The following is a 20358-nucleotide window of genomic DNA, read 5'->3' on the forward strand; positions in this document are numbered from 1 at the left end:
AATACGACTCAGGCCAAATCGCGTATCACCTGCGGCTCGATGGCGGCCCACTCTTCGTCGGTGAACAGGCGCGAGCGGGTGTGAAACGCTTTGCCGGTGTTGCCTTCCAGCGAAAAGGTGCCGCCCGAGCCTTCGATCACATCCAGGATCAACTGCGTGTGTTTCCAATACTCGTACTGCGATTTGCTGATATAAAACGGCACCCCACCCACATGGCCCAACAACACGTCGTAAGGCCCAATCGTCAGGTCGGTGGGCAAATAACAATTGGCAGCGCTGTTGTCGCAGCAGCCGCCGCTTTGGTGAAACATCAGTTCGCCGTATTGGGCTTTGAGTTCATCGATCAAGGCCAGCGCTTCGGGCGTGACCACCACACGTTCAACCATGTTCATCTCCTGACATGCCAAGACAAAAAGGGGCGGATTGCTCCGCCCCTGTGAGGATGACCGATTCAATCGATCAGAAGAAACCCAGTTTGCTCTCGCTGTAGCTGACCAAGAGGTTCTTGGTTTGCTGGTAGTGGTCGAGCATGACCTTGTGGGTTTCGCGGCCGATGCCGGACTCTTTGTAGCCACCAAACGCAGCGTGTGCGGGGTAAGCGTGGTAGCAGTTGGTCCACACACGACCGGCCTTGATGGCGCGACCCATGCGGTAGGCCACGTTGCCGTTGCGGCTCCACACGCCAGCGCCCAAACCATACAAAGTGTCGTTGGCGATTTCCAGGGCTTCGGCTTCGTCCTTGAAGGTGGTCACGGCCAACACGGGGCCAAAGACCTCTTCTTGGAAGATGCGCATTTTGTTGTGGCCTTTGAACAAGGTGGGCTGCACGTAGTAGCCGCCTTCGAGGTCACCACCCAAATGGGCTTGTTCACCGCCGGCCAAGACTTCAGCGCCTTCTTGCTTGCCCAAGTCCAGGTAAGACAAGATTTTGGTCAGCTGCTCTTTGGACGCTTGTGCGCCCATCATGCTGTCGGTGTCGAGTGGGTTTTGGTGTTTGATGGCGGCCACGCGCTTCAAGACACGCTCCATGAACTTGTCGTAGATGCTTTCTTGGATCAAGGCACGCGATGGGCAGGTGCAAACCTCACCTTGGTTGAACGCGAACAAGACCAAACCTTCGATGGCTTTGTCGAGGAAGCCGTCGTCTTTGTCCATGATGTCGGCAAAGAAAATGTTGGGCGACTTGCCGCCGAGTTCGAGCGTGGCGGGGATCAGGTTGTTGGCAGCGGCTTGGGCGATCACACGGCCTGTGGAGGTCGAACCTGTGAAGGCGATCTTGGCGATGCGCTTGCTGGTGGCCAGTGGCATGCCGGCTTCGCGGCCATAGCCGTTGACGATGTTGAGCACACCAGGGGGCAACAAGTCGGCGATCAGCTCAGCCATGATCATGATCGAGATGGGGGTGGACTCGGCGGGCTTCAAAACCACGCAGTTGCCCGCACCAATGGCGGGGGCCAGTTTCCAGGCCGCCATCAAGATGGGGAAGTTCCAAGGAATGATCTGACCGACCACGCCCAGGGGTTCCTGGAAGTGATAGGCCACGGTGTTCTCGTCGATGTTGGACAGTGCGCCTTCTTGCGCACGCAGGCAACCGGCGAAGTAACGGAAGTGGTCCACCGTCAGCGGAATGTCGGCGTTGAGCGTTTCGCGAATCGCTTTGCCGTTGTCCACGGTTTCGGCGTAAGCCAACATTTCCAGATTGGCTTCAATGCGGTCGGCAATTTTCAGCAGGATGTTGGCGCGGGTGGCGGCATCGGTCTTGCCCCAAGCGTCGGCGGCGGCGTGTGCGGCGTCCAGCGCCAGCTCGATGTCGGCCGCGTCAGAGCGTGCAGCTTGTGTGTAGACCTTGCCACTGATGGGCGTGATCACATCGAAGTATTGGCCTTTGACCGGGGCCACAAATTGGCCACCGATGAAGTTGTCGTAACGGGCTTTATATTGAACTTTGGCGTCTGCGGTGCCGGGTGCTGCGTAAATCATGAGAGTTTCCTGAAAAGGTTAAACGTCTTGCTTGACGTGCCTTTCTTTTCGCAGCAACCGTGCCAACCCTGAAACATGCCCAAAACCTGTCTTTTTGCGCCAACGTGAAGCAACTTCTGAACTGAGCGTTCACGGCCCATGCGCTCGCTTGTGACACTGCGTCAATGTGGCACGGCAAATGATTTCATAGGTATACCCCCTCAAAACGTTCACCACTCAAAAGGCCAAGGTCAAAAAAAGGCCCCTGAAAAGGGGCCTTTGACTGTTGCAGAGGGAAATGAATCAGAACCTGCGCTGAGCCTCCAAGCCCAACAACAACTTGCGACCTGGACCTGGCTCGAAAAAGCGTTTGTTGCCATCGTTGACGATCACCGAACCCGCATGTTTTTGATCGGTGATGTTATCCACTCGGACAAACTCGCGCAGTGTCCAGTCCCCGTGTTCTTGCTTGAACTGCACGCCCAAGTTGAACAAGGTGTGGGAAGCTGCCGCATCGTCGTTCAGGTCATTGACCATGACCCGCCCTGCATGGCGCGCCTCCAGCGTCACACGACTGCCAGCCCAGCCTGTGTCCCAAGCGGTCTGAACAAAAAGCTGATGCTTGGGCAGGCCTGGAATCAGGTTACCTGCGGGCACTTGCACGGGTTGGTTCACATTGGGGCACAGAGTCACCACGCATGTCGTGAAGCTGTCTTTGTAGTTGGCCCGCATCCAGGTGTAGGCCGATGTCAACGTCACAGGTCCCGTGCGCCATTCACCGGCCAGCTCCAAGCCTTGGCGCAAGGTGCGTCCAGCATTTTGGAACGTGGTGCGTCCGCCAGTGTTGTTTTGAACCACGATCTCGTCGTCGGTGCGGATGTCAAATGCGGTCGCACTCCAGCGCAACTTGTCGGCGCGACCGCGCAAGCCCAGCTCGGCGCTGGTGCTGCGGGCAGCGTTGAGTTCGGTGTTGAAACCCGAAACGCCGCCACTGCGGTAGGCCACTTCGTTGAGCGTGGGAATCTCATAGCCTTTGCCGATGCTGGCGAAAGCTTGCACGGCGGGGCTCCACTGCCAGCGCGCACCCACCACCGGCAAAGTGGCTTTGAAGTCCTTGGTTCCGCTGTCGTCTTTGTTGTTACCCACGATGTAAAGGTCGGTGGATTTGTAGTCCGTGCGTGTCTGGCGCACGCCACCCATGAGCGTCAGGTTTTGCGTGCGCCATTCGGTTTGGACATAGGGATCGAGTGTCTGGGCGCGGTTGATCTCGTCACGACGGAGTTTGCCCTGCACACCCACAACATCACCCATAAAGTTTTCATAGCCTTTACGGCTGTCGCTTTGGTGGTCTGACGCGACACCCGCGCTGACGGACAAACGACCACCTTGCCAGTCTTGTTCATGACGCCAACGGGCGTTCCAACCCCAATAGTCACGGTCCAAATCAATCACGGCCCCCGAACTGCCTGGTGCGGCCTGCGCCCCGGCCGTGATGGATTGAAACTGCACCACTTGGCGTTGACCGCCATAAGCCATCAGCTCCAGCTTGTGACCATGACCCAACGCTTGCTCGAAAGCCAAGCCCAATTGGGTTTGCGAGACTGTTTTTCGAGTGTTGTAATCCAGCGCGCCCGAATTGGTTTGATCCGGGTTGGCATCAAACGCTGCGCGGTCCAAACCTTGCGGGTCCAGCGCAAAACTGCTGTGCCGGTTGAACACCAGCACGGTGCGCCCACCGTCGTGTGGGCGAGAGAGTTTCATATTCGCTGTACTGCGGTCGGCGGCGGACTGAGGACGTGTGCCATCGGTGGCAAAGCCACTCACGTCCAGCGCATACGACCATCCCGGGGCCTGCGCTGAGCCAGTCTGGCCTGTGACTTGGGTGGAGGCGCGCCACAAACCATCTGACCCTGCGACCACACCTGTCCGCCACTGCGACGGCTGTTGCCCGTCTTCGGTGTAGAGCAACAAGGCACCGCCCGAAGATGCGCCGTAGAGCGCTGCCATGGGGCCACGCACCACTTCTACACGGTCTGCGCTGCCCAAAGGAAAGTTGGCTGCCTGGCCAGAGCCATCCGGCGCACTGGCCGGAATGCCGTCTACAAAGAGGCGCACGCCGCGCACGCCAAAGGTAGCGCGAGCGCCGTAGCCGCGCACCGATATTTGCAGGTCTTGCGCGTAGTTTTGCCGATTGCGGATCACCAAACCGGGCACACGACCCAAACTTTCAGACAGATTGACTTGCGCTTGACCGTCGCGCAGCTCATCGCCTTCAACCATATCGACCGAACCTGCCCCACGCCACAAACCGCCAGCGCTTCGCTCTGCGGTCACGACCATCGGCGACAAAGCCCCCGCATCCGCCAGCGCGGCAGATGGAGGGACCGATTGCGCTTGCGCGCCAGCAGCGCACAACATTGCAATGGCCCATGCCACGGGGGCCAGTTGGAGAGAAGAAGCCCGCTGCGCAGATCGGGGGGATGGATAGTTCATGTGTACTGCATTCATGATCGTGTAGTGTTCAGTGGGGTTGACGCTCAATGTTACCATTGCGCGGTCTCGAAAGGGTGTGTTCCAAACTGGGTGGCCTGGGCCACCATGGCTTTTGTCCTCTTTTGTGACAGACAAGACTTGCCGAAATTGAATGCATGAAATATGCCCGCTTGCCTTTGCGTCTCAGCGGGGTTGTCCGACTTCGATCGGAATTGAGGCGTACCAAGCGGCCAGATTCTCAATTTCTTTGTCGGTCAACGGCTTGGCCATGACCGCCATGACCTCATTGGCACGTTTGCCACTGCGGTATTGCTTGAGTTGCTCTTCGATGTAGATGGCCGGTTGTCCGGCCAAGTGCGGCGCATTGGGCATGCTGGACAAACCCAAGGCACCATGACAGGTCACGCACATGCCGGCCTTGACCTGTCCGGCTTTGGCATCGGCCGCCTGGGCCTGAAAAGCCAGACCCAAGCACAGGGCCAGCACAACACCCAGCCCCTGAAACATTCTTGCTTTTGCTGAAAACATCTTCAACCTTTTCGCTCTTTGAAAAAAAGGCACCCGCAGACTGCGGGTGCCTTCAGGGGTCACGGCATCAGTTGCCGTAGGTCACGCGGTAGATCGCACCAACGTAGTCGTCAGAGATCAGCATGGAGCCATCTTTCATGACGGCCACATCGACTGGACGACCGATGTAGGTGCCGGTTTCTGGGCTCAACCAGCCTTCGGCAAACACCTCGGACTTGTCGGCAGTGCCGTCAGCCTTGAGCGAGACAAAGTTGATGAGCGCACCGCTGGCGGGGCTGCGGTTCCACGAACCATGCGAAGCGACAAAAATGCCACCACGGTACTTGGCCGGGAATTGCTTGCCTGTGTAGAAGGTCATGCCCAGCTGCGCTTGGTGCGCCGGGAATTCGATCTGGGGGAACACGGCGTTGGCTGGTGGCTTCATGTCTTTCAGGTCAGGCGCAGCAGCGGAACCCGCCACCTTGAACTTGCCATTCCAGTAGGGGTAACCAAAGTGCTCGCCCTTCTTGGTGGAGCGGTTCAACTCACCGGGTGGGACGTCGTTGCCCAGACCATCGGTCTGGTTGTCGGTCCACCACAAGGTGCCGTCTTTGGGGTTGAAGTCTTGGCCCACTGAGTTGCGACCACCAATGCTGAAGACCTCGCGGTCACCGCCACTGAAGGGGTCCATGCGCACGATGCCGCCAATGCCCAGGCGGTTGAACTCGTCGACCTTGTCGGCGGGCTGCACGTTGAACGGCTGACCCAGCGTGATGTACAACTTGCCGTCAGGACCGACGCGGCAGGTGCGGGCACCGTGGTTGTAAGACTCGTGCTCGGTCGGGATCAGCTTGCCCTGTGGCACCACCTCAATGACCGCAACGTCCGGGCCTTCGTAGAAGAATTCGGCAGCCGGGAAGTTCAGCACACGGTTGTGTTCAGCCACGACCAGGAAACCGTCCTTGGTCCAGCACACGCCGTTGGGCACCTTGAAATTGAGCGAAGGGGCAAACGACTTCACTTCGTCGGCAACGCCATCGCTGTTGCGGTCCGTGACAGCCCAGACAGTGGTTTTGCGGGTACCGACAAACAGCATGTTGGTCGAAGGTGCGACGGCCATGTGTCGCGCATCGGGCACCACGGCAAACAACTCGATCTTGAAGCCATCGGGCATCTTGATCTTTTTCAGGTTGTTGCGGATCGCGTCGGCATTGCGGCCGGTTTGCGGCACCACGGGGATGTTCAGATCGGTCGTGGCGACCTTCATCTGCTTCATCGTGTTGAGATTGTCCTTGCCGGACTGGGCATGCACCCCAGTGGACAGGGCGGCTGCGAGCAAAGCAGCACTGAGTCGGGTCATTTTCACGTTCATCTCCTGTTATTGATCTTTGGAATCGATCGGTTGACGCCATTTGAAAAGTCCCAAATGCAGGAACTTGGCACGCTCCAATTTAGGCCAAAGACTCGCACTCAACCTTGGTAAAAACCCTTCCAAAACCCATTTATGAGATGAAAAAAATTTGACCTTTTCTAAAAAAAATGTATGAAATTTTTGTCTCATCCGAGACTGACAAGCATTGCGACGCACAAACCCTGAGATGCGCTGCCCACCAGGTCTGACCAAGCCAAGCGACTCACACTGTGAGCGAAGGCAGGTTCTCGCCCAATGGGGCAGGCACTGGGTCAACAGCCGATGAACTCAAGCTTTCAAGGTGCCACCAGGGTCAAGCCCCGGTCGCGGTACATGGCCAACAGGCGGCCGTCGGCGCGGACTTTTTGCAGGGCGCTTTCCAGCGCCAGCGCCAGTTGCTTGTTGCCGGATTTGACCGCCATGCCGATGGGCCAGCCGTTATCGGCCAAGCCTGGCAAGGTCAACTGGGTCAGGCCAAAGCCTGCAGGGGGCCGTCCCGAAGCGCGCAAAGCGGTTTCGGCTTGGGCACGGGTCACGTAAGCGGCGGCGACTTCACCCTTGATCACGCTGTGTGCGGCGTCGATGCCGGAATTGAACATCTTGACCTGCGAGCGCAAACGCCCACCGCTGAAACCAATCAAGGTGCTGGCCGCACCGCTGCCTCGCTCAGCGGCCAAGGGCAGGTCTTGCAGGTCCATGCCCGACTGGAGCGAGGGCAAACGGTCCAGGGCGTGAAACACCACCAGCACCTCGCGTGAATAAGGCGCAAAAATCAGGGCTTGGCGGTTGTCCACCATGAGGAATTTGTCCACCGGCACATGCAGCATCACATCGGCCGGGCCATAGCCCAGGTAGTGGCCACGCCACACCATGTTGCGCAGGTCATCGTTCATTTTTTCGCCGGCATCAAAGGGCAACAGGCTGAGCTTGAGGCCCATTTCGGCGGCCAAAGCCTGCGCCAGCGCCACATCAACGCCCTCCATGTCTTGCCCCTTGCCGTCCGAATAAGGCGCGTTGTCTTTGTACAAAGCCACCTTGAGGATGCCGCTGGCCCGCACTTTGTCGAGGTCAAACAGCTCTTGCGCTTGCGCCGGCGCTGCAACCAGGCCGCCACCCAGGCAGGCCGCCGCGGCTCCGGTCAGCCATTGGCGACGCGACAAACCTGCGTCTTCGGGACTGCGCTGCAAAGGGGTGTTCATGGTGTCTCCTGAAATGAGTGGGTTTGGAATGGGGGAATCAAGGTTGCAAGCCATGGGGCGCAGCGCGTCTTCAGGGGTGCAGGTCGGCACCTTAGGTTCGACATCGCTGGCTTCGGCTTCGGCGTTCTGTCGGGGCTAAAGCCACCGACCTACAGCCTGAACGGCCTGATGGCTTATTTTTCGCGGCGCGTTTCCAGATAAGTGCGGATGGCCCAGATGGCTTCCTGGCTCAAAGTCGCCTCAAAGGGGGGCATGTAGACGCGGCCATCGCGGGTGCGGCCACGGCGCACGGTGGCCACATAAAACTCGTCCATTTCTGCCAGGCAGGCGCTTTTCTTTTGCGCATCGGCCATGCCGGTGCAATCGGCATCCATTTTGCGCAAGTCAGGGGCAATGCCGCCCGAAATGGCTTCCAGCCCGTGGCATCGTGCGCAGTTCTGGTTGTAGGCCGAGGTGCCAATGCGCAAGGCCTCTTTGGCAGCGGGACCTGTGCTGTACGGGTTGCTGGGCAACCATTTGCTGCCCAGTTGGGGCAGGGTTTTGGTGTCCACCGCTTGGGGGGTCACATCGCCATGGGCCCACGCAGCGGCCCCCAGCACGGTCATGGCCGAAGCCAGAAAGATGTTTCGCAGGCAAGAAAGGCGCAAAGAGCTGATTTTCATGGAATGAACTCGTAAAGTTGAAGAGGATGCCCTGACTTGGCAAATTGCGTGCCATGTTTTTACCCGCCACAGCGCCCCCCTGCAGTCACGAATGGCACAAGCGCGGGGTCACTTGTCACAGGGTGTGTTGCAAATGGTGACAGTTTTCAAGATTCAGCCCTGTCTCCCGCTGGATTTCATGGCTCTCACCCTTGGCCGAAGTTTTGCATGTGTCCAAAAACGACACACTTTGATCCCTGGGAGCTGTCTTGCGTCAAGAAAATGAAAGCTTCAGGCCTGACCATGGCATTCCGACCGAATCCACAGACTCGGCCAACCTACAAGAATTAGACGAGGTCTACAGCGCCACCTGGGCGGTGATAGATCCCCTAGGAGACACCATGCTCAGCATGCCTGCACGCGCGGCGACCGTGGCCCATGGCCAAGGCCTGTATGCGCTGGACAGTGACCACCACCGCAGCGCGATCCTGCAATCGCACGGGCGCAGCCATTCTTTCGGGCTCCAGGCTTCGGAAAAACCCGACTTCTCACAGCTGCAAGCCCCGGCCATTGCCAACGCCCGTGATGAAAACCGCCTGCTGTACCAGCACGCCAGCCCCGTCATGGAAACCCTGTACGAGCAAATTGCCAACACGCACAGCATGGTGCTGCTGACGTCGAGCAACGGGCTGATCCTGCACTCGCTGGGCGATGCCGATTTTCTGGAAAAAGCCTCCCGCGTGGCCCTGATGCCCGGCGTGGAATGGTCCGAACAAAGCAAAGGCACCAACGCGATTGGCACCGCCCTGACCGAGGGCCAAGCCATGGTCGTGCATGGGAACGACCACTTTTTGCAAGCCAACCAGTTCCTGACCTGCTCGTGCACCCCCATCTTTGACCCCTACGGCAAGGTCATGGGCGCATTGGACGTGACGGGCGATCAGCGCAGCTACCACCAGCACACCATGGCGCTGGTGCGCATGTCGGCGCAAATGATCGAAAACCACATGTTTGCCAATGTGTTTCCCGACGCCATGCGGATTCACTTTCATAGCCGCCCTGAATTCCTGAGCACTTTGGTCGAAGGCATCATCGTCTTCACGCTGGACGGACGTTTTTTGTCGGCCAACCGCAGCGCCCAGTTTCAGCTCGGACTGTCGGTCAATGCCATGCAGGCGCATACCTTCTCGTCACTGTTCAACCAGCCGATCTCGCAGTTTCATGACCGCCTGCGCCATGCCGCCGGGCAGCCGGTGAACCTGTGCATGCACAACGGCGTGCAGGTGTTTTGCCAAGCCCGCCTGAAAACCAGCCACTGGTTCAGCAGCATGCAAGAGGCGTTTTCTGCACAGCCTTCACCCCAGAGCAACCCCAATCCGCAAGCGGAAAACTTGCAGCCCCCCAACCCCAGCCCGGCCACGCGTGCCACCACCGCCGCTGCGGCCGGCCGCGCCAGCTTGTCGAGCTTGCGCTACCTGAACACCGGCGACCCGCAAGTGGCCGCCGTGCTGCACAAGCTGCAGCGGGTGCAGGGCAGCGACATCCCGATCATGATCCTGGGTGAAACCGGCACCGGCAAAGACATCCTGGCGCAGGCCATCCACAACGACTCGGCACGGGCACGGCGGCCCTTTGTGTCGATCAACTGCGCCTCCATTCCTGAAACCCTGATCGAGTCCGAACTCTTTGGCTACGAAGAAGGCGCGTTCACCGGTGCCAAACGGCGTGGCGCCCCCGGCAAGATCCAGATGGCGCACGGCGGCACGCTGTTTCTGGACGAAATCGGCGACATGCCCACCCAGCTGCAGGCGCGTTTGCTGCGTGTGCTGCAAGAGCGCCGGGTCACACCGCTGGGCTCGGGCAAGGAATACGAGGTGGACGTGATGCTCATTTGCGCCACCAACAAAAACCTCAAAACCCTGATCGCCCAGGGCCAGTTCCGCGAAGACCTGTACTACCGCCTGAACGGCCTGGTGGTGCGCTTGCCCGCCTTGCGCGAACGCTCGGACTTTGAAGTGGTGGCCAACAAGATTTTGTTCAACCTGTGCACGCCCGAACAGCACATCAGCGTGTCGCCCGGCGTCATGGCGATGTTCAAGCAGTACCGCTGGCCTGGCAACTTCCGCCAGCTGCACAACCTCTTGCGCACCGCCGTGGTCATGGTGGGCCACAGCGGCCAAATTGAGGTGGAACACCTGCCCGATGACTTTTTGGACGAAGTTCAGCAGTTCACCCACACCAGCACGCCCGACCCATTGCCTTGCGAAGAGGCCGCGCTGGGCATGCCCCACGCAGCAGGCTGCGCCGCGCCCCCCTTGGCCGATGTGCAGGCGCTGCAATCGGCCCACCCGCGTGGCTTTTTCGCACCCGGCGCGGCCGTCAGCGGCAGCACGGCTTCGACGCCCTCGGGCCTTGCAGGCGGTGCCCATGCAACACCGGTGTGGGTGGCACAAGCCCCCGCCACAGAGCACCCCATGGCTGCCGCAGCTTCCGCGAACGCCGCCGCGAACCCTTTCGCCGCACCAGCCACCAGCGCCGCACGCCTGCAAGACGTGGCCCTGCAAGCCATGACCGATGCACTGCGCCAATGTCAGGGCAATGTGTCAGCGGCGGCCAAGCTCTTGGGGGTGTCGCGCAACACCATCTACCGCAAAAAAGAGCAGTTACCGGCCGACGTCTGGGGTTAAGGCACACCAGCTTGCCCAAGGGCTGGGGCGCTCGGCTTGCTCCAGCCAGCTGAGTTCCACCTCACGCCAGGCGCGGAGTTGGTTGAACACATGTTGCTGGCGCTGCTGCGTTGTCCAAGCCTCTTGGGCCTTATCCTGCTGTTCGGTCTCTAAAAGGCCGCCTCTGCGCTGACCGTTGACTGGCAGTTCTGCCGCCTTCTGAAGAGGCGAACGGTCTGGCCGCACCTTATGCGGCCGTGATTGTTCGGGCACCGCACCAGCCTGCCAAGCCGCAGGCCAAGGCACTTGCTGCACCGCCTCGGCCTCTGACCAGCCCCGCTCCAGGCCCTGCCAGGCGTAACGCACCAGACTGCACAGGTAGTGCTGTTGACGCTGCAAGGCCGCCTGCACTTGCCCCGGGCCGCGCACCAGGTGCTGCCCCACCAGCCACTGCGGCTGCCAGGCGCGCATGCGGTCCAACGCATGCAGCCAACCCCGCACGCTGCCTTGGGCCAACACGGGCAGCACATCGCCATCGACCAGCCCCCCGGCCAACACAATGCCCTCTTGGGCCGACCACAGCACCAAATCGCTTTCGGTGTGGGCATGGGGCATGTCGTGCACCTGCCAGCTTCGGCCGCCAGCCTGCACCCGTTGCCCGTCATGCAGCACCTGGGTGGGCAACACGATGCGCGTGCCGCGCGAGGCCTGTTCGCCCAAATCGTGCTGCAAGGCCGCCAGGCAATCGGGGCAGCGCTGGCGCATGGCTTGCTGGGTGCCGAGAGTGGCGGCCACAACCACCCCCACGCTCGCACCCATGGGCACACCCGGAGCAGCTCGGCGCTTTGCGGCTTCGACTTGGGGGACATCGGCCGATGCCTCAGGCACCCAGGCCGCATTGGCCAGCACTTGCTCGGCATGCGCATGGGTGTTGATCAGCCGCGTGACCGACGACGCGGGGTGGCGGCATTTCAGGTCTTTTTGCAAGGCCTGCCCAACGCCATAAGTCGGCCCGGGGTCGATGACCGTCACATCGGCGTTTTGCCCCAGTACCACCGTGGTGGCCGCGTGCGAGCGTCCATCGGGCGTGACCGCATGCCACTGCCCATGCACCACCGCCACTCCAGGCAACACCGTCTGCCAAGCCAGCGCGGGCGGGGCGGTGCATGGCGCAGCCCCAGTGGGCCAGGCCAACAGGGTCAAGCTGCACCCCACGATCCAGCGAAGCTGGGCCCAGCGCACGCGCAACACTTGTGTCAAGCCCGCCCCCTCACTTGCTCCATATTGGAACAAGTCCAGGCCCCCGGGTCGCCCGTGTGTCGGATCTTGAGGTGAAATTTGATCAGAATGGGTGGCACTTTTGTTGCTCTGTGACAAAGAAGGGGCAATGGTTTGAACGACCTGATCGGTGGAGACCGAGATGGTCGCACATGCAGCACTTGCCATGCCAGCCCGTTTATTTTTTGGAGTGAACCCCCGCATGAATGCTCTTGCCCCTTCGGCCAGTCGATGGCACCAACGCATGTGGGGTGCCCTGCTGGTCAAGCGCTTACCGGTGGTGGGCCGCCCCAGCCTGTCGCTGGAGCAAGCGCCGCAAGGCCTGTTCCTGCTGTGGCTGGCCTTCATGGGCTTACTGGTGTTTGGCGCTGCGGTGATGTGGCAACACGGCCTGTGGCACCGCCTGGTGCAGGCCGACCCTACGGGCCTGACCATCGTCATCGTGCTGCTGTTCATCGGCTGCTCGGTCTGGGCGGGCATGCGCTGCTGGGCGCTGGGTTTGCAATGGCAGGCGCTGCAAAGCGGTGGGGCCATGGCCAATGCCGAACCAACCAGCTGGGCGCACGACTACCTGCAAGCGCGTGGCCATGCGCACACCGACAAAAGCATCTTGCTGCAGGTGCTGAGCGACCGGGCGCACGGCCCGCAAGAGATGGCCTGGTGGCTCAACGGCATCCAGCTCAAGCTGGGCTTGCTGGGCAAGGTGATTGGTTTTTCGGTGTTGGCCCTGGAGCTGGGCCGCATGGACGGCTTTGACCCGCAGCAATCGGCGCAAATGCTCAAGAGCCTGACGGGCGGGCTGGGCATTGCGCTCTTGACCACCATCACCGGGCTGGCGGCCAACATTTTGCTGGGCCTGCAGCTCATGCGCATTGACCGCTTTGCCGACGGCCTGGTGGCCGAGATTTTGACGCTGGGCGAGGCGCAGGCCATGCAGCCTGCAGGCAACGGGGCCGCCGAATGAGCATTGGCCGCAGCACCCGCGACACCGAGACGGACCCGTTTTACGACATGTTGTTCAACATGTTGATCGCCTTCGTCTTTTGCTTTGTGATCGCGCTGCTGTCCTTCAACCCGCAGGCCAAAAAAGCCGGTGACGTGCCCGCCAAGGCCGAGTTCATGATCACCGTGTCCTGGCCCGACGAAAACCCCAACGACCTGGACACCTGGGTGATGGAGCCCGGCGGCAAGCTGCTGTGGTTTCGCCAGCGCGACGTGGGCATGCTGCACCTGGACCGTGACGACCGGGGCGACAAAAACAACTCGGTGGTGGTCAACGGCAAAACCGTGACCAGCGCCGCCCGGCAAGAAATCGTCACCCTGCGCGGCCTGGTGGCGGGCGAATACGTGGTCAACGCCCACTATTACGAAAGCCGCAACCAGCTGCCCGTGGACGCCACCGTGACCGTGGTCAAGATCAACCCCCAGGCCGAAATCGTCTTCACCGGCACCCAGCAAATCGGCGCCAAAGGCGAAGAACGCACCCTGGTGCGCTTTTCGATTGACGACAAGGGCCAGGTGCTGGACGTGAGCACGGCCCCCAAACCCATCGTGATGCGCTCGGGCATCTGAACACCCCTCCCTGAAAAACCCACATGATCCCTACCACCACCACCGAACTGCTCTGGCTGGCCATTGCCTACGCCTTGCTGGCCTTTTTGCTGCTGTGCCTGTGCCTGGCCACCCGTTGGCACTGGCTGCTCAAGGCGGTCATGGTCGTGGTGGTCAGCGGCTTTTTTCTGTTCCACCACCAAGTGCTGCGCGGCATTGCGGGCTGGCCGGCCGACGACGCCTTGCCACCGCGCTTTGTGCTGCTGTCGGCCGTGTTTGACGAGCCCAGCCCGGCACGCCACCACCCCGGCGCGATCTACATCTGGGTCAATGAAATCAAAGACCACGAAGCGCTGGATCTGCCCCGCGTGCACCGCCTGCCCTACGAAAAAGACCTGCACCGCATCCTGGGCGACGGCATCAAAAAAGCCCGCGACGGCAACACCCAGATCGGCACCACCGAGCCGCGCCGAGGCCAGGGCGGCCTGCCCTGGTTGCGCCCAGCCAACGACGACAAGGTGCAAATCAAACTCAGCGACCTGCCCCGTGCGCAGCTGCCCGAAAAATGAACGCCATGAAAACTCTGTCCTTGGGTGCCGCATCACTGCTGGGTGTGCTGGGTCTGTCGGCCTGTTCGCCGGATGCGGGGCCGGTCTGGTTTCCGCTGCGCGCTGGTGACGTGACCCGCTACGAAGTGCGCTACAACCCAGAATCTGCCCGCGAGGACGAGGTCTGGACTTTGCGCACACGCGGCCCTGTGGACTGGCAAGGCAAAAGCTATATGCAGCGCCACCATTCACAAGGCGTGGCCTACTTTTTAGAGGCCAATGAAAAAGGCGTGCGCCGCGTGGCGCACCAAACCGACATGGACCGCGAACCGCTAGCGGACGAATCGCCCATGTGGGTGCTCAAAGCACCGTATCAGGTAGACACTGAGTGGACCAACCCCACCGTGCCCTATTTGCTGATGCGCAAAAACGAATACCCCCGCGAACTCAAATACACCCACAAAACCACCATGACGTGGCGCATCGTGTCCGTCAAAGAGGAGGTCAAACTGCGCTCCGGCGAGGTGCTCTCGCCCTGCCTGCACGTCAAGGGCGAAGCCTTTTTGAACCTCTACACCGACCCCGTGAACGGCTTCACCGACGTGCCCCTGACCAGCCACGAGTGGTACTGCCAAGGCCAGGGCCTGGTCAAATTCACCCGCGAAGAAAAAGTGCTGGCGGGGTTTTTGATCGGGGGCAGCTTGACGGCGGAGCGGGTGCGCTGAACCGTCGGGGTCTGCGACCACCGACCTACGAATGCAGCCCAGTAGGTCGGTACTCGAAGAGTCCGACGTTTGTCCGCTTCGGCACAGGCCCCATGTCGGGGCTGAAGCCGCCGACCTACAAACACCGCCCGTAGGTCGGCACTCGAAGAGTCCGACGCTTGTCCGCTCCGGCATAGGCCCCATGTCGGGGCTGAAGCCGCCGACCTACACATACCGCCCGTAGGTCGGCACTCGAAGAGTCCGACGCTTGTCCGCTCCGGCATATGCCCCATGTCGGGCCCATGTCGGTTTGCACCTTCATGGGCACGACATCACCGATCAAAACGCGTAACGCAGCCCCGCCACCACCATGCGGCCCCGACCGGCTTGCAGGCCATTGGCGCGAGAGGCAAAGTACTTTTTGTTGGCCAGGTTCTCACCACTCAGGAAGTAGCTCACTTTCTGGCCCTTGGGCGCATACGAGATGGAGGCGTTGTACAGGGTCAAGTACGGAATCTCGCCAAACAAGCCGCAGTCGGCTTGACTGGCGCCATCGACGTCTGCGCAATAGCCTTCAGCAGAGGTGCCCCGGTAGTTGTCGGTGTTGGCAAATTGTCGGCTGATGTAAGTGACCCCCACGCGGGCCTGCAGCCCCTGCGGACCTTCGTAAGACAGGTTCATGGCCAATGCGTGCTTGGGGGCATAAGGCAAGCGGTTGCCTGCCTGGTAAGCGCCGTAGCCATCCTCACCCTCGCCGCCCACCTGGCCGCTGTCCTTGAATTTGGCCGTCATCAAATGGGTATAGGCCAGGCTGGCAAAGTAGTGGTTTTTCTGCCCCGTGAGTTCCCCCAGATTGAGCTTGCCGCTGAGTTCAAAGCCGGTGTGCTGCGCCCGACCTTCGTTCCTGAAAATCCCGCCGGACTGCACGACGATGTCGCTGATGTCCATGTTGAACACCGTGGCCTCCAGGTGGCCGCTCTTGAGCAAGCCCGTGCGCACGCCCAGCTCGGTGGTGGTTGACAACTCAGGCGTCACCTTTTGCAGTGTGTTGTTGTCAATGTCGCGGTCTGGCCGAGGGGGTGCAAAGCCGCGATGGATGCCGCCAAACACCGTGGTGCCATTCAGACCGTTCCAGGTCCAGCCCAAGCCGGGCAAAGCTTGCAGCTTGCTGGTGGTCAAGCTGCTTTCCAGGGTATCAAAAGCGGCCCCTGTGGCCGAGCTGTAGAGGTTTTTACGGGAGGTCACATCTTCCAGGCGAAGACCGGGTGTGATGGTCCAATCGCCCGCGATGAAGGTGCTTTGCGCGTAGTAAGAAATGGCCTTGATTTTGGCTGTCAGGCGTTCGTCTGCGGCATTGACCTCGTTGAAACTGTCTCCGACCAGTTTCTTGCGGTCCACATTTTCCGAGTGGTATCGAAAGCCCAGGATGGTCTGGTTTTTCAAGCCAAAAGCGTTGTGCTTGATTTCCAGCTTGGGCTCAATGCCAAAAAATTCGTACTGCCGTGGCCGTATGGCGTATTCGCCCCGGCCCATGCCAAAGGCGTTGTCGACATCGTCGTACTCAAACTCTCTGGATCGGTGCGATTGGCGGTCTGTTTTGGAATAGTAAAACTGCGTGCTGAGCTTGGTGTTTTTGTTCAGGTCCCATTCGTGCACCAGTTGCGCTGTTTGGCGGTCCATGGTGAAGCGTTCCATGGCGTCTTCGGCTTGGTCAAAGCTGCCCTTGTAGCGCGATGCCATGTATTCGGCCGCCGTCAAGCCGGTTTCACTGAACAGCGAGTTTTCCTTGAAGGCCGAGAACTTGCCCGAGAGGCGTTGCTCGTTGTTGATTTTGAACTGCGCTTTGAGGGCCACATCCTGCACATCAAAGTGGTGCTCTGCGCGAATGCCATCGCCCCGTTTTTTCAGCACATCCAGCATCACGCCACCGTTTTCGGTGCCGGTGCCCAGATTGAAGTGGGCACCTTGGTACGCTTGCTGCCCGGCCGTGACTTTCACCGAGCCAGTGGCCCCCTGCGTGGGCACGGGCCGGGTGACAAAGTTGATCATGCCACCCATGGTTTGTGGGCCAAACAGGACTTGGCCTGAGCCTTTCAACACCTCCACGCGCTCGACGCGTTCCAAAGGCGTGCTGTAGTGTGAGGATGGGTCAGCATAAGGCGCAAAAAACACCGTAGGTGCACCGTCTTCGAGCAGCAAAGTGCGCGAGCTGCGGCGGGGGTTGAGGCCGCGCATGCCGATGTTCAGGTGCGTGCCCGCCACATCCTCGGCCACCACATGCAAACCCGGAATTTCACGGATGGTCTCGACGATGGAAAACGGTGCACGCGCCTCAATTTGCGCCTGGGTCAGGACCGAATAAGAACCGGGGAGGTTTTCAATGCTGCTGGGCAAAATGCTGGTGCTTTTGACCACCACTTCGGACGTGCTGTTGGTCGGTGCAGCGTTTTGGGCCGCTGCACAGGTGGCGAACAGTGACAAAACAGCGGTGGCAACCAAGGTGTGAGGGTGTCGTGTGCTCATGGTTTTTTTCATGGAATGTGTCTCGAAGGCTTCTCTTTGGCTCTGACCCCGTTGAGATGCATGGAGCTTAGCCACCTGCCCTGCAAAACACCCGGGAAACTCGCCCGAACAGGTCGGGAAAATTTCCCGCGCATCACCTGCAGGCGGAAGGCCTGTCGGCGCTGAAGCCCCGAGTTGCGGGGGATGTATCCGGTAGGTCGGCGGCTTCAGCCCCGACATGGGTCCTGTGCTGATGCGCACACACGTCGGACTCTTCGAGTACCGACCTACGGGGTATTTGTAGGTCGGCGGCTTCAGCCCCGACATGGGTCCTGTGCTGATGCGCGCACACGTCGGACTCTTCGAGTGCCGACCTACCGAAGGTGCAAGCTTGGGGTTTGCGGGTGCGGCTTACGCATCGAGTTTCACCAAGCCGTTGCGGGCGGCCAGCAGCAGCAGCTCCAATTCGGAATTGACCTCGAGTTTGCGTCGAATGTTGGACAGGTGGTTCAGCACGGTTTTGCCGCTCAGGTGCAGTTGTTCACCCACTTGCACCGGCGCCTGACCGCCCGTGAACAGGCGCAGGATGTCGAACTCCCGGGGGGTCAGGTTGTCCAGCACGTCGCTGCCTTCGGCGGCCTGGCAGGCCAGGGCATGGGCCACGTCGGCTGAAAACACCCGCTGGCCCTGTGCCACTTTGCGGATGGCGGCGATCATCTCCAGGGGTTCTGAATTTTTGGTGATGTAGCCCAAGGCCCCATTGCGCAAGGCTTGGGTGACGTAGCCCACAGCCTCGTGCATGCTGAAGACCAGCACGCGCAAATGAGGCTGGCGCTCGAGCAGGCGTTTGATGGCCTCCAGGCCGCTGCCTTCGCGCAGTGACAAATCCATGACCACCACGTCGATGGCGGTGTCGCGCAATGCGGCGCAGGCCTCGTCGCCGGTGGCCACATCGGCCACCACACGCAAGTCGGGCTCGGCGTCGATCAAGCGCCTGTAGCCGGTACGCACCACCGCGTGGTCGTCCACGATCATGACCTGAATGCTCACAACGTCTCCTTGTCTTGCACAGGCAGCGTGGCACTCAGCACCACGCCCCCGCCTGGCCGATCTGAAATGTGCAAATGCCCACCCACCATGGCCAGCCGTTCACGCAGGCCCAGCAAGCCGCCGCCCGGTTGGCGCTGCAAAACCTGGGCCTGGCCTGTGCCGTTGTCCGACACGGTCAATCCGATGCGCCTGACCGGTTCATCCCCTGGCGCAGTGCTGTGTTCTGGCGTCAGCACGCCCACAGTGACTTCGATGTGCTGGGCACCGCTGTGGCGCACGCAGTTGGTCAAGGCTTCTTGCAAGCAGCGGTAAAGGGCCAACCCCACTTCGGCCGAGACGGCGGGCAGTGGGCCGATGTGGACCTTGATCTGCAAATCGGGCAAACGGGCCTGCCAGGCGGCCACCAGTTCGCGCAGGGCTTCGCGCATGCCGCTGTCTTCCAGGCCATAGGGGCGCAATTGGGTGAGCATTTGCCGCACATGGCCTGAGATGCGGCGCGATTCGCTGCCGATTTCACGGGCGCAGTCGGTCAGGGTGGCCGCCTCGGCATGGTGGGCGTGGTGCTCGATGTAGGCCGCTGTGGCGCTGATGGCGGTGAGCGATTGGCCAAATTCGTCGTGCAGCTCGGCGGCCAGTTCGCGGCGCTCTTTGTCTTGCACTTCCATCAGCTGGCGTGTGAGGCGGCGCTGGCTTTCGCGGGCTCGGCTCAAGCTGTCGGCCAGCTGGTCCACCACCTGGGCAATGGCCGCAAATTCGCGCAAGGCAAAGCCGGGCAATTGGGCACGCTCTTGGCCCGCCGCCAGGCGCACCAGTCCGGCATTGAGTTCTTTGACCGGGGACAGGGCATGGTCCACCGCAAACCAGGTCAGGCCCAGGCAAATGCCACAAAACAGCACCAGCATGATGAGCACTTGCACGGAGGTGGAGAGTTTTTCGCGAAACTCGCTGTCGGGGTCGGGGCTGATCCACAGGTCTTGCGTGCCGACACGGATGCGGTGCGCCTGTGCGCCTTCCATGGACAAACCCAGCCAAGTCAGTAAGTCCCGGGGCTGAGCTGGCGTCCCGGGACTCATGGCCTCTGGCGCTGACATGTCCAGCTTGACGTGGCGAAACTGCCCGGGGGTCAGCGCCGCTGCCAGACGGGCGGGGGCGTCGTCATCGGGCGAAGCCAGCAAGAACTCGATCAGGTGCACGGTGGCTTGTTGTTCGGCCAGCGCGTCTTCACGCAAGTCTTTGAGCCACACCAGCCCAAACAGGAGCAACAAGACGGCAAAGGCCAGGGTCAACCGGGCAAGCAGCGTGCGGCGTAAATCCATGGCATGGGTGGGTTCAGGAACCTTCGCGGACATCTTCGGAAAGTTCGGGGCACAGGCCACGCCATGTGTGGCTTGTGCCGACCGATGAATCAGGGTTTGGTGGCCAGAACGTGTCGCGCCATGGTTTTCAGGTCATCTTGGCTGATGCTGCTGTGCCCGGGCATGGGAATGCGGCCCCATTTGCCTTTGGATCCGTTTTGAATGGATTGCACCAAGGAGGCCACAGCATCTTTGTCGCCCCGGTATTTGTCGGCAATGGCCAAAAATGCGGGGCCCACAATTTTTTCGGCTTTGGCGTGGCATGACAAGCAGCCGCTGTCTTTGAGCAAGGCCTCAGCATCGCTGGCCTGGGCCAAGCCTGCAGCGCCGATGCCAATGGCCAAGGCCATGAGGTGGAGTGAAGTCTTCATGGGGGTATCTTGAAATTTGGGCAAAAAAAATGCGCCCATGCCCGCCCCGATGACCCACTTGGCCCGGGTCTCCAAGACCGGGGCCGGTCAGTCTTACTCCTCGGCCCGGAGGCCGAGGAGGTT

The 20358-nt window shown here is 60.7% G+C and carries 17 protein-coding genes; 5 read left to right on the forward strand and 12 right to left on the reverse strand.

Going from position 1 to position 20358, the window contains the following annotated elements; genetic code table 11:
• Positions 1–8: 8 nt before the first annotated feature.
• From B9Z48_RS13210 to pedF, 7 genes are all read right to left on the reverse strand, one after another.
• On the reverse strand, positions 9–386 hold the full coding sequence (locus tag B9Z48_RS13210) for a DUF779 domain-containing protein (protein WP_089952565.1): 378 nt from the start codon (positions 384–386) through the stop codon (positions 9–11).
• Between the two features lie 73 nt (positions 387–459).
• Positions 460–1980, reverse strand: a complete 1521-nt coding sequence (gene adh, locus B9Z48_RS13215; RefSeq protein WP_108378985.1) for an aldehyde dehydrogenase — start codon at positions 1978–1980, stop codon at positions 460–462.
• Positions 1981–2262: 282 nt separating this feature from the next.
• Positions 2263–4452: a TonB-dependent receptor gene (locus B9Z48_RS13220; RefSeq protein WP_233261121.1), complete on the reverse strand. Its 2190-nt coding sequence runs from the start codon at positions 4450–4452 to the stop codon at positions 2263–2265.
• Between the two features lie 183 nt (positions 4453–4635).
• Positions 4636–4980, reverse strand: a complete 345-nt coding sequence (locus B9Z48_RS13225) for a cytochrome c (RefSeq protein ID WP_199233522.1) — start codon at positions 4978–4980, stop codon at positions 4636–4638.
• Positions 4981–5047: 67 nt separating this feature from the next.
• Entirely contained in the window at positions 5048–6319 is a 1272-nt protein-coding gene (locus B9Z48_RS13230) for a sorbosone dehydrogenase family protein (RefSeq protein ID WP_199233524.1), read from the reverse strand.
• 347 nt (positions 6320–6666) lie between these two features.
• Positions 6667–7569 carry an ABC transporter substrate-binding protein gene (locus B9Z48_RS13235; RefSeq protein WP_158273264.1) on the reverse strand — a complete coding sequence of 301 codons (903 nt, stop codon included), beginning with the start codon at positions 7567–7569 and terminating at the stop codon, positions 6667–6669.
• 173 nt (positions 7570–7742) lie between these two features.
• A complete protein-coding gene (gene pedF / locus B9Z48_RS13240; protein WP_228769059.1) occupies positions 7743–8174 on the reverse strand; it encodes a cytochrome c-550 PedF in 432 nt (143 codons plus the stop codon).
• Between the two features lie 437 nt (positions 8175–8611).
• On the opposite strand from pedF, the gene B9Z48_RS13245 reads away from it, so the two are divergent.
• The gene (locus tag B9Z48_RS13245) at positions 8612–10897 is read left to right on the forward strand and encodes a sigma-54-dependent Fis family transcriptional regulator (protein WP_233261126.1); all 2286 of its coding nucleotides are present in this window, start codon (positions 8612–8614) and stop codon (positions 10895–10897) included.
• Here the strand turns inward: B9Z48_RS13245 and B9Z48_RS13250 are convergent.
• On the reverse strand, positions 10874–12127 hold the full coding sequence (locus B9Z48_RS13250; protein WP_368664955.1) for an MBL fold metallo-hydrolase: 1254 nt from the start codon (positions 12125–12127) through the stop codon (positions 10874–10876). The genes B9Z48_RS13245 and B9Z48_RS13250 overlap by 24 nt on opposite strands.
• Before the next feature lie 229 nt (positions 12128–12356).
• Between B9Z48_RS13250 and B9Z48_RS13255 the strand changes: the two genes are divergently transcribed.
• From B9Z48_RS13255 to B9Z48_RS13270, 4 genes are read left to right on the forward strand one after another with little or no spacing between them, the layout of a single operon-like run.
• Positions 12357–13118: a hypothetical protein gene (locus B9Z48_RS13255; protein ID WP_228769032.1), complete on the forward strand. Its 762-nt coding sequence runs from the start codon at positions 12357–12359 to the stop codon at positions 13116–13118.
• Positions 13115–13726: a hypothetical protein gene (locus tag B9Z48_RS13260; RefSeq protein WP_089952047.1), complete on the forward strand. Its 612-nt coding sequence runs from the start codon at positions 13115–13117 to the stop codon at positions 13724–13726. Before B9Z48_RS13255 ends, B9Z48_RS13260 begins: the two co-directional genes overlap by 4 nt.
• A 23-nt stretch (positions 13727–13749) precedes the next feature.
• Positions 13750–14274, forward strand: a complete 525-nt coding sequence (locus tag B9Z48_RS13265) for a hypothetical protein (RefSeq protein ID WP_228769033.1) — start codon at positions 13750–13752, stop codon at positions 14272–14274.
• 5 nt (positions 14275–14279) lie between these two features.
• Positions 14280–14978 carry a hypothetical protein gene (locus B9Z48_RS13270; protein ID WP_146186283.1) on the forward strand — a complete coding sequence of 233 codons (699 nt, stop codon included), beginning with the start codon at positions 14280–14282 and terminating at the stop codon, positions 14976–14978.
• A 318-nt stretch (positions 14979–15296) separates the two neighbouring features.
• On the opposite strand, the gene B9Z48_RS13275 is transcribed toward B9Z48_RS13270, so the two are convergent.
• From B9Z48_RS13275 to B9Z48_RS13290, 4 genes are all read right to left on the reverse strand, one after another.
• The gene (locus B9Z48_RS13275) at positions 15297–17480 is read right to left on the reverse strand and encodes a TonB-dependent receptor (RefSeq protein WP_158273265.1); all 2184 of its coding nucleotides are present in this window, start codon (positions 17478–17480) and stop codon (positions 15297–15299) included.
• Positions 17481–17870: 390 nt separating this feature from the next.
• A complete protein-coding gene (locus B9Z48_RS13280; protein ID WP_233261122.1) occupies positions 17871–18509 on the reverse strand; it encodes a response regulator transcription factor in 639 nt (212 codons plus the stop codon).
• Positions 18506–19825, reverse strand: a complete 1320-nt coding sequence (locus tag B9Z48_RS13285) for a sensor histidine kinase (protein WP_158273266.1) — start codon at positions 19823–19825, stop codon at positions 18506–18508. Before B9Z48_RS13285 ends, B9Z48_RS13280 begins: the two co-directional genes overlap by 4 nt.
• An 89-nt stretch (positions 19826–19914) precedes the next feature.
• Complete coding sequence (locus tag B9Z48_RS13290) at positions 19915–20235, reverse strand: hypothetical protein (protein ID WP_146186284.1); 321 nt, start codon at positions 20233–20235, stop codon at positions 19915–19917.
• Between the last annotated feature and the right edge of the window lie 123 nt (positions 20236–20358).

It is taken from the genome of Limnohabitans sp. WS1, from assembly GCF_003063265.1.
In the GTDB taxonomy this organism is placed as follows: Bacteria; Pseudomonadota; Gammaproteobacteria; order Burkholderiales; family Burkholderiaceae_C; genus Limnohabitans_A.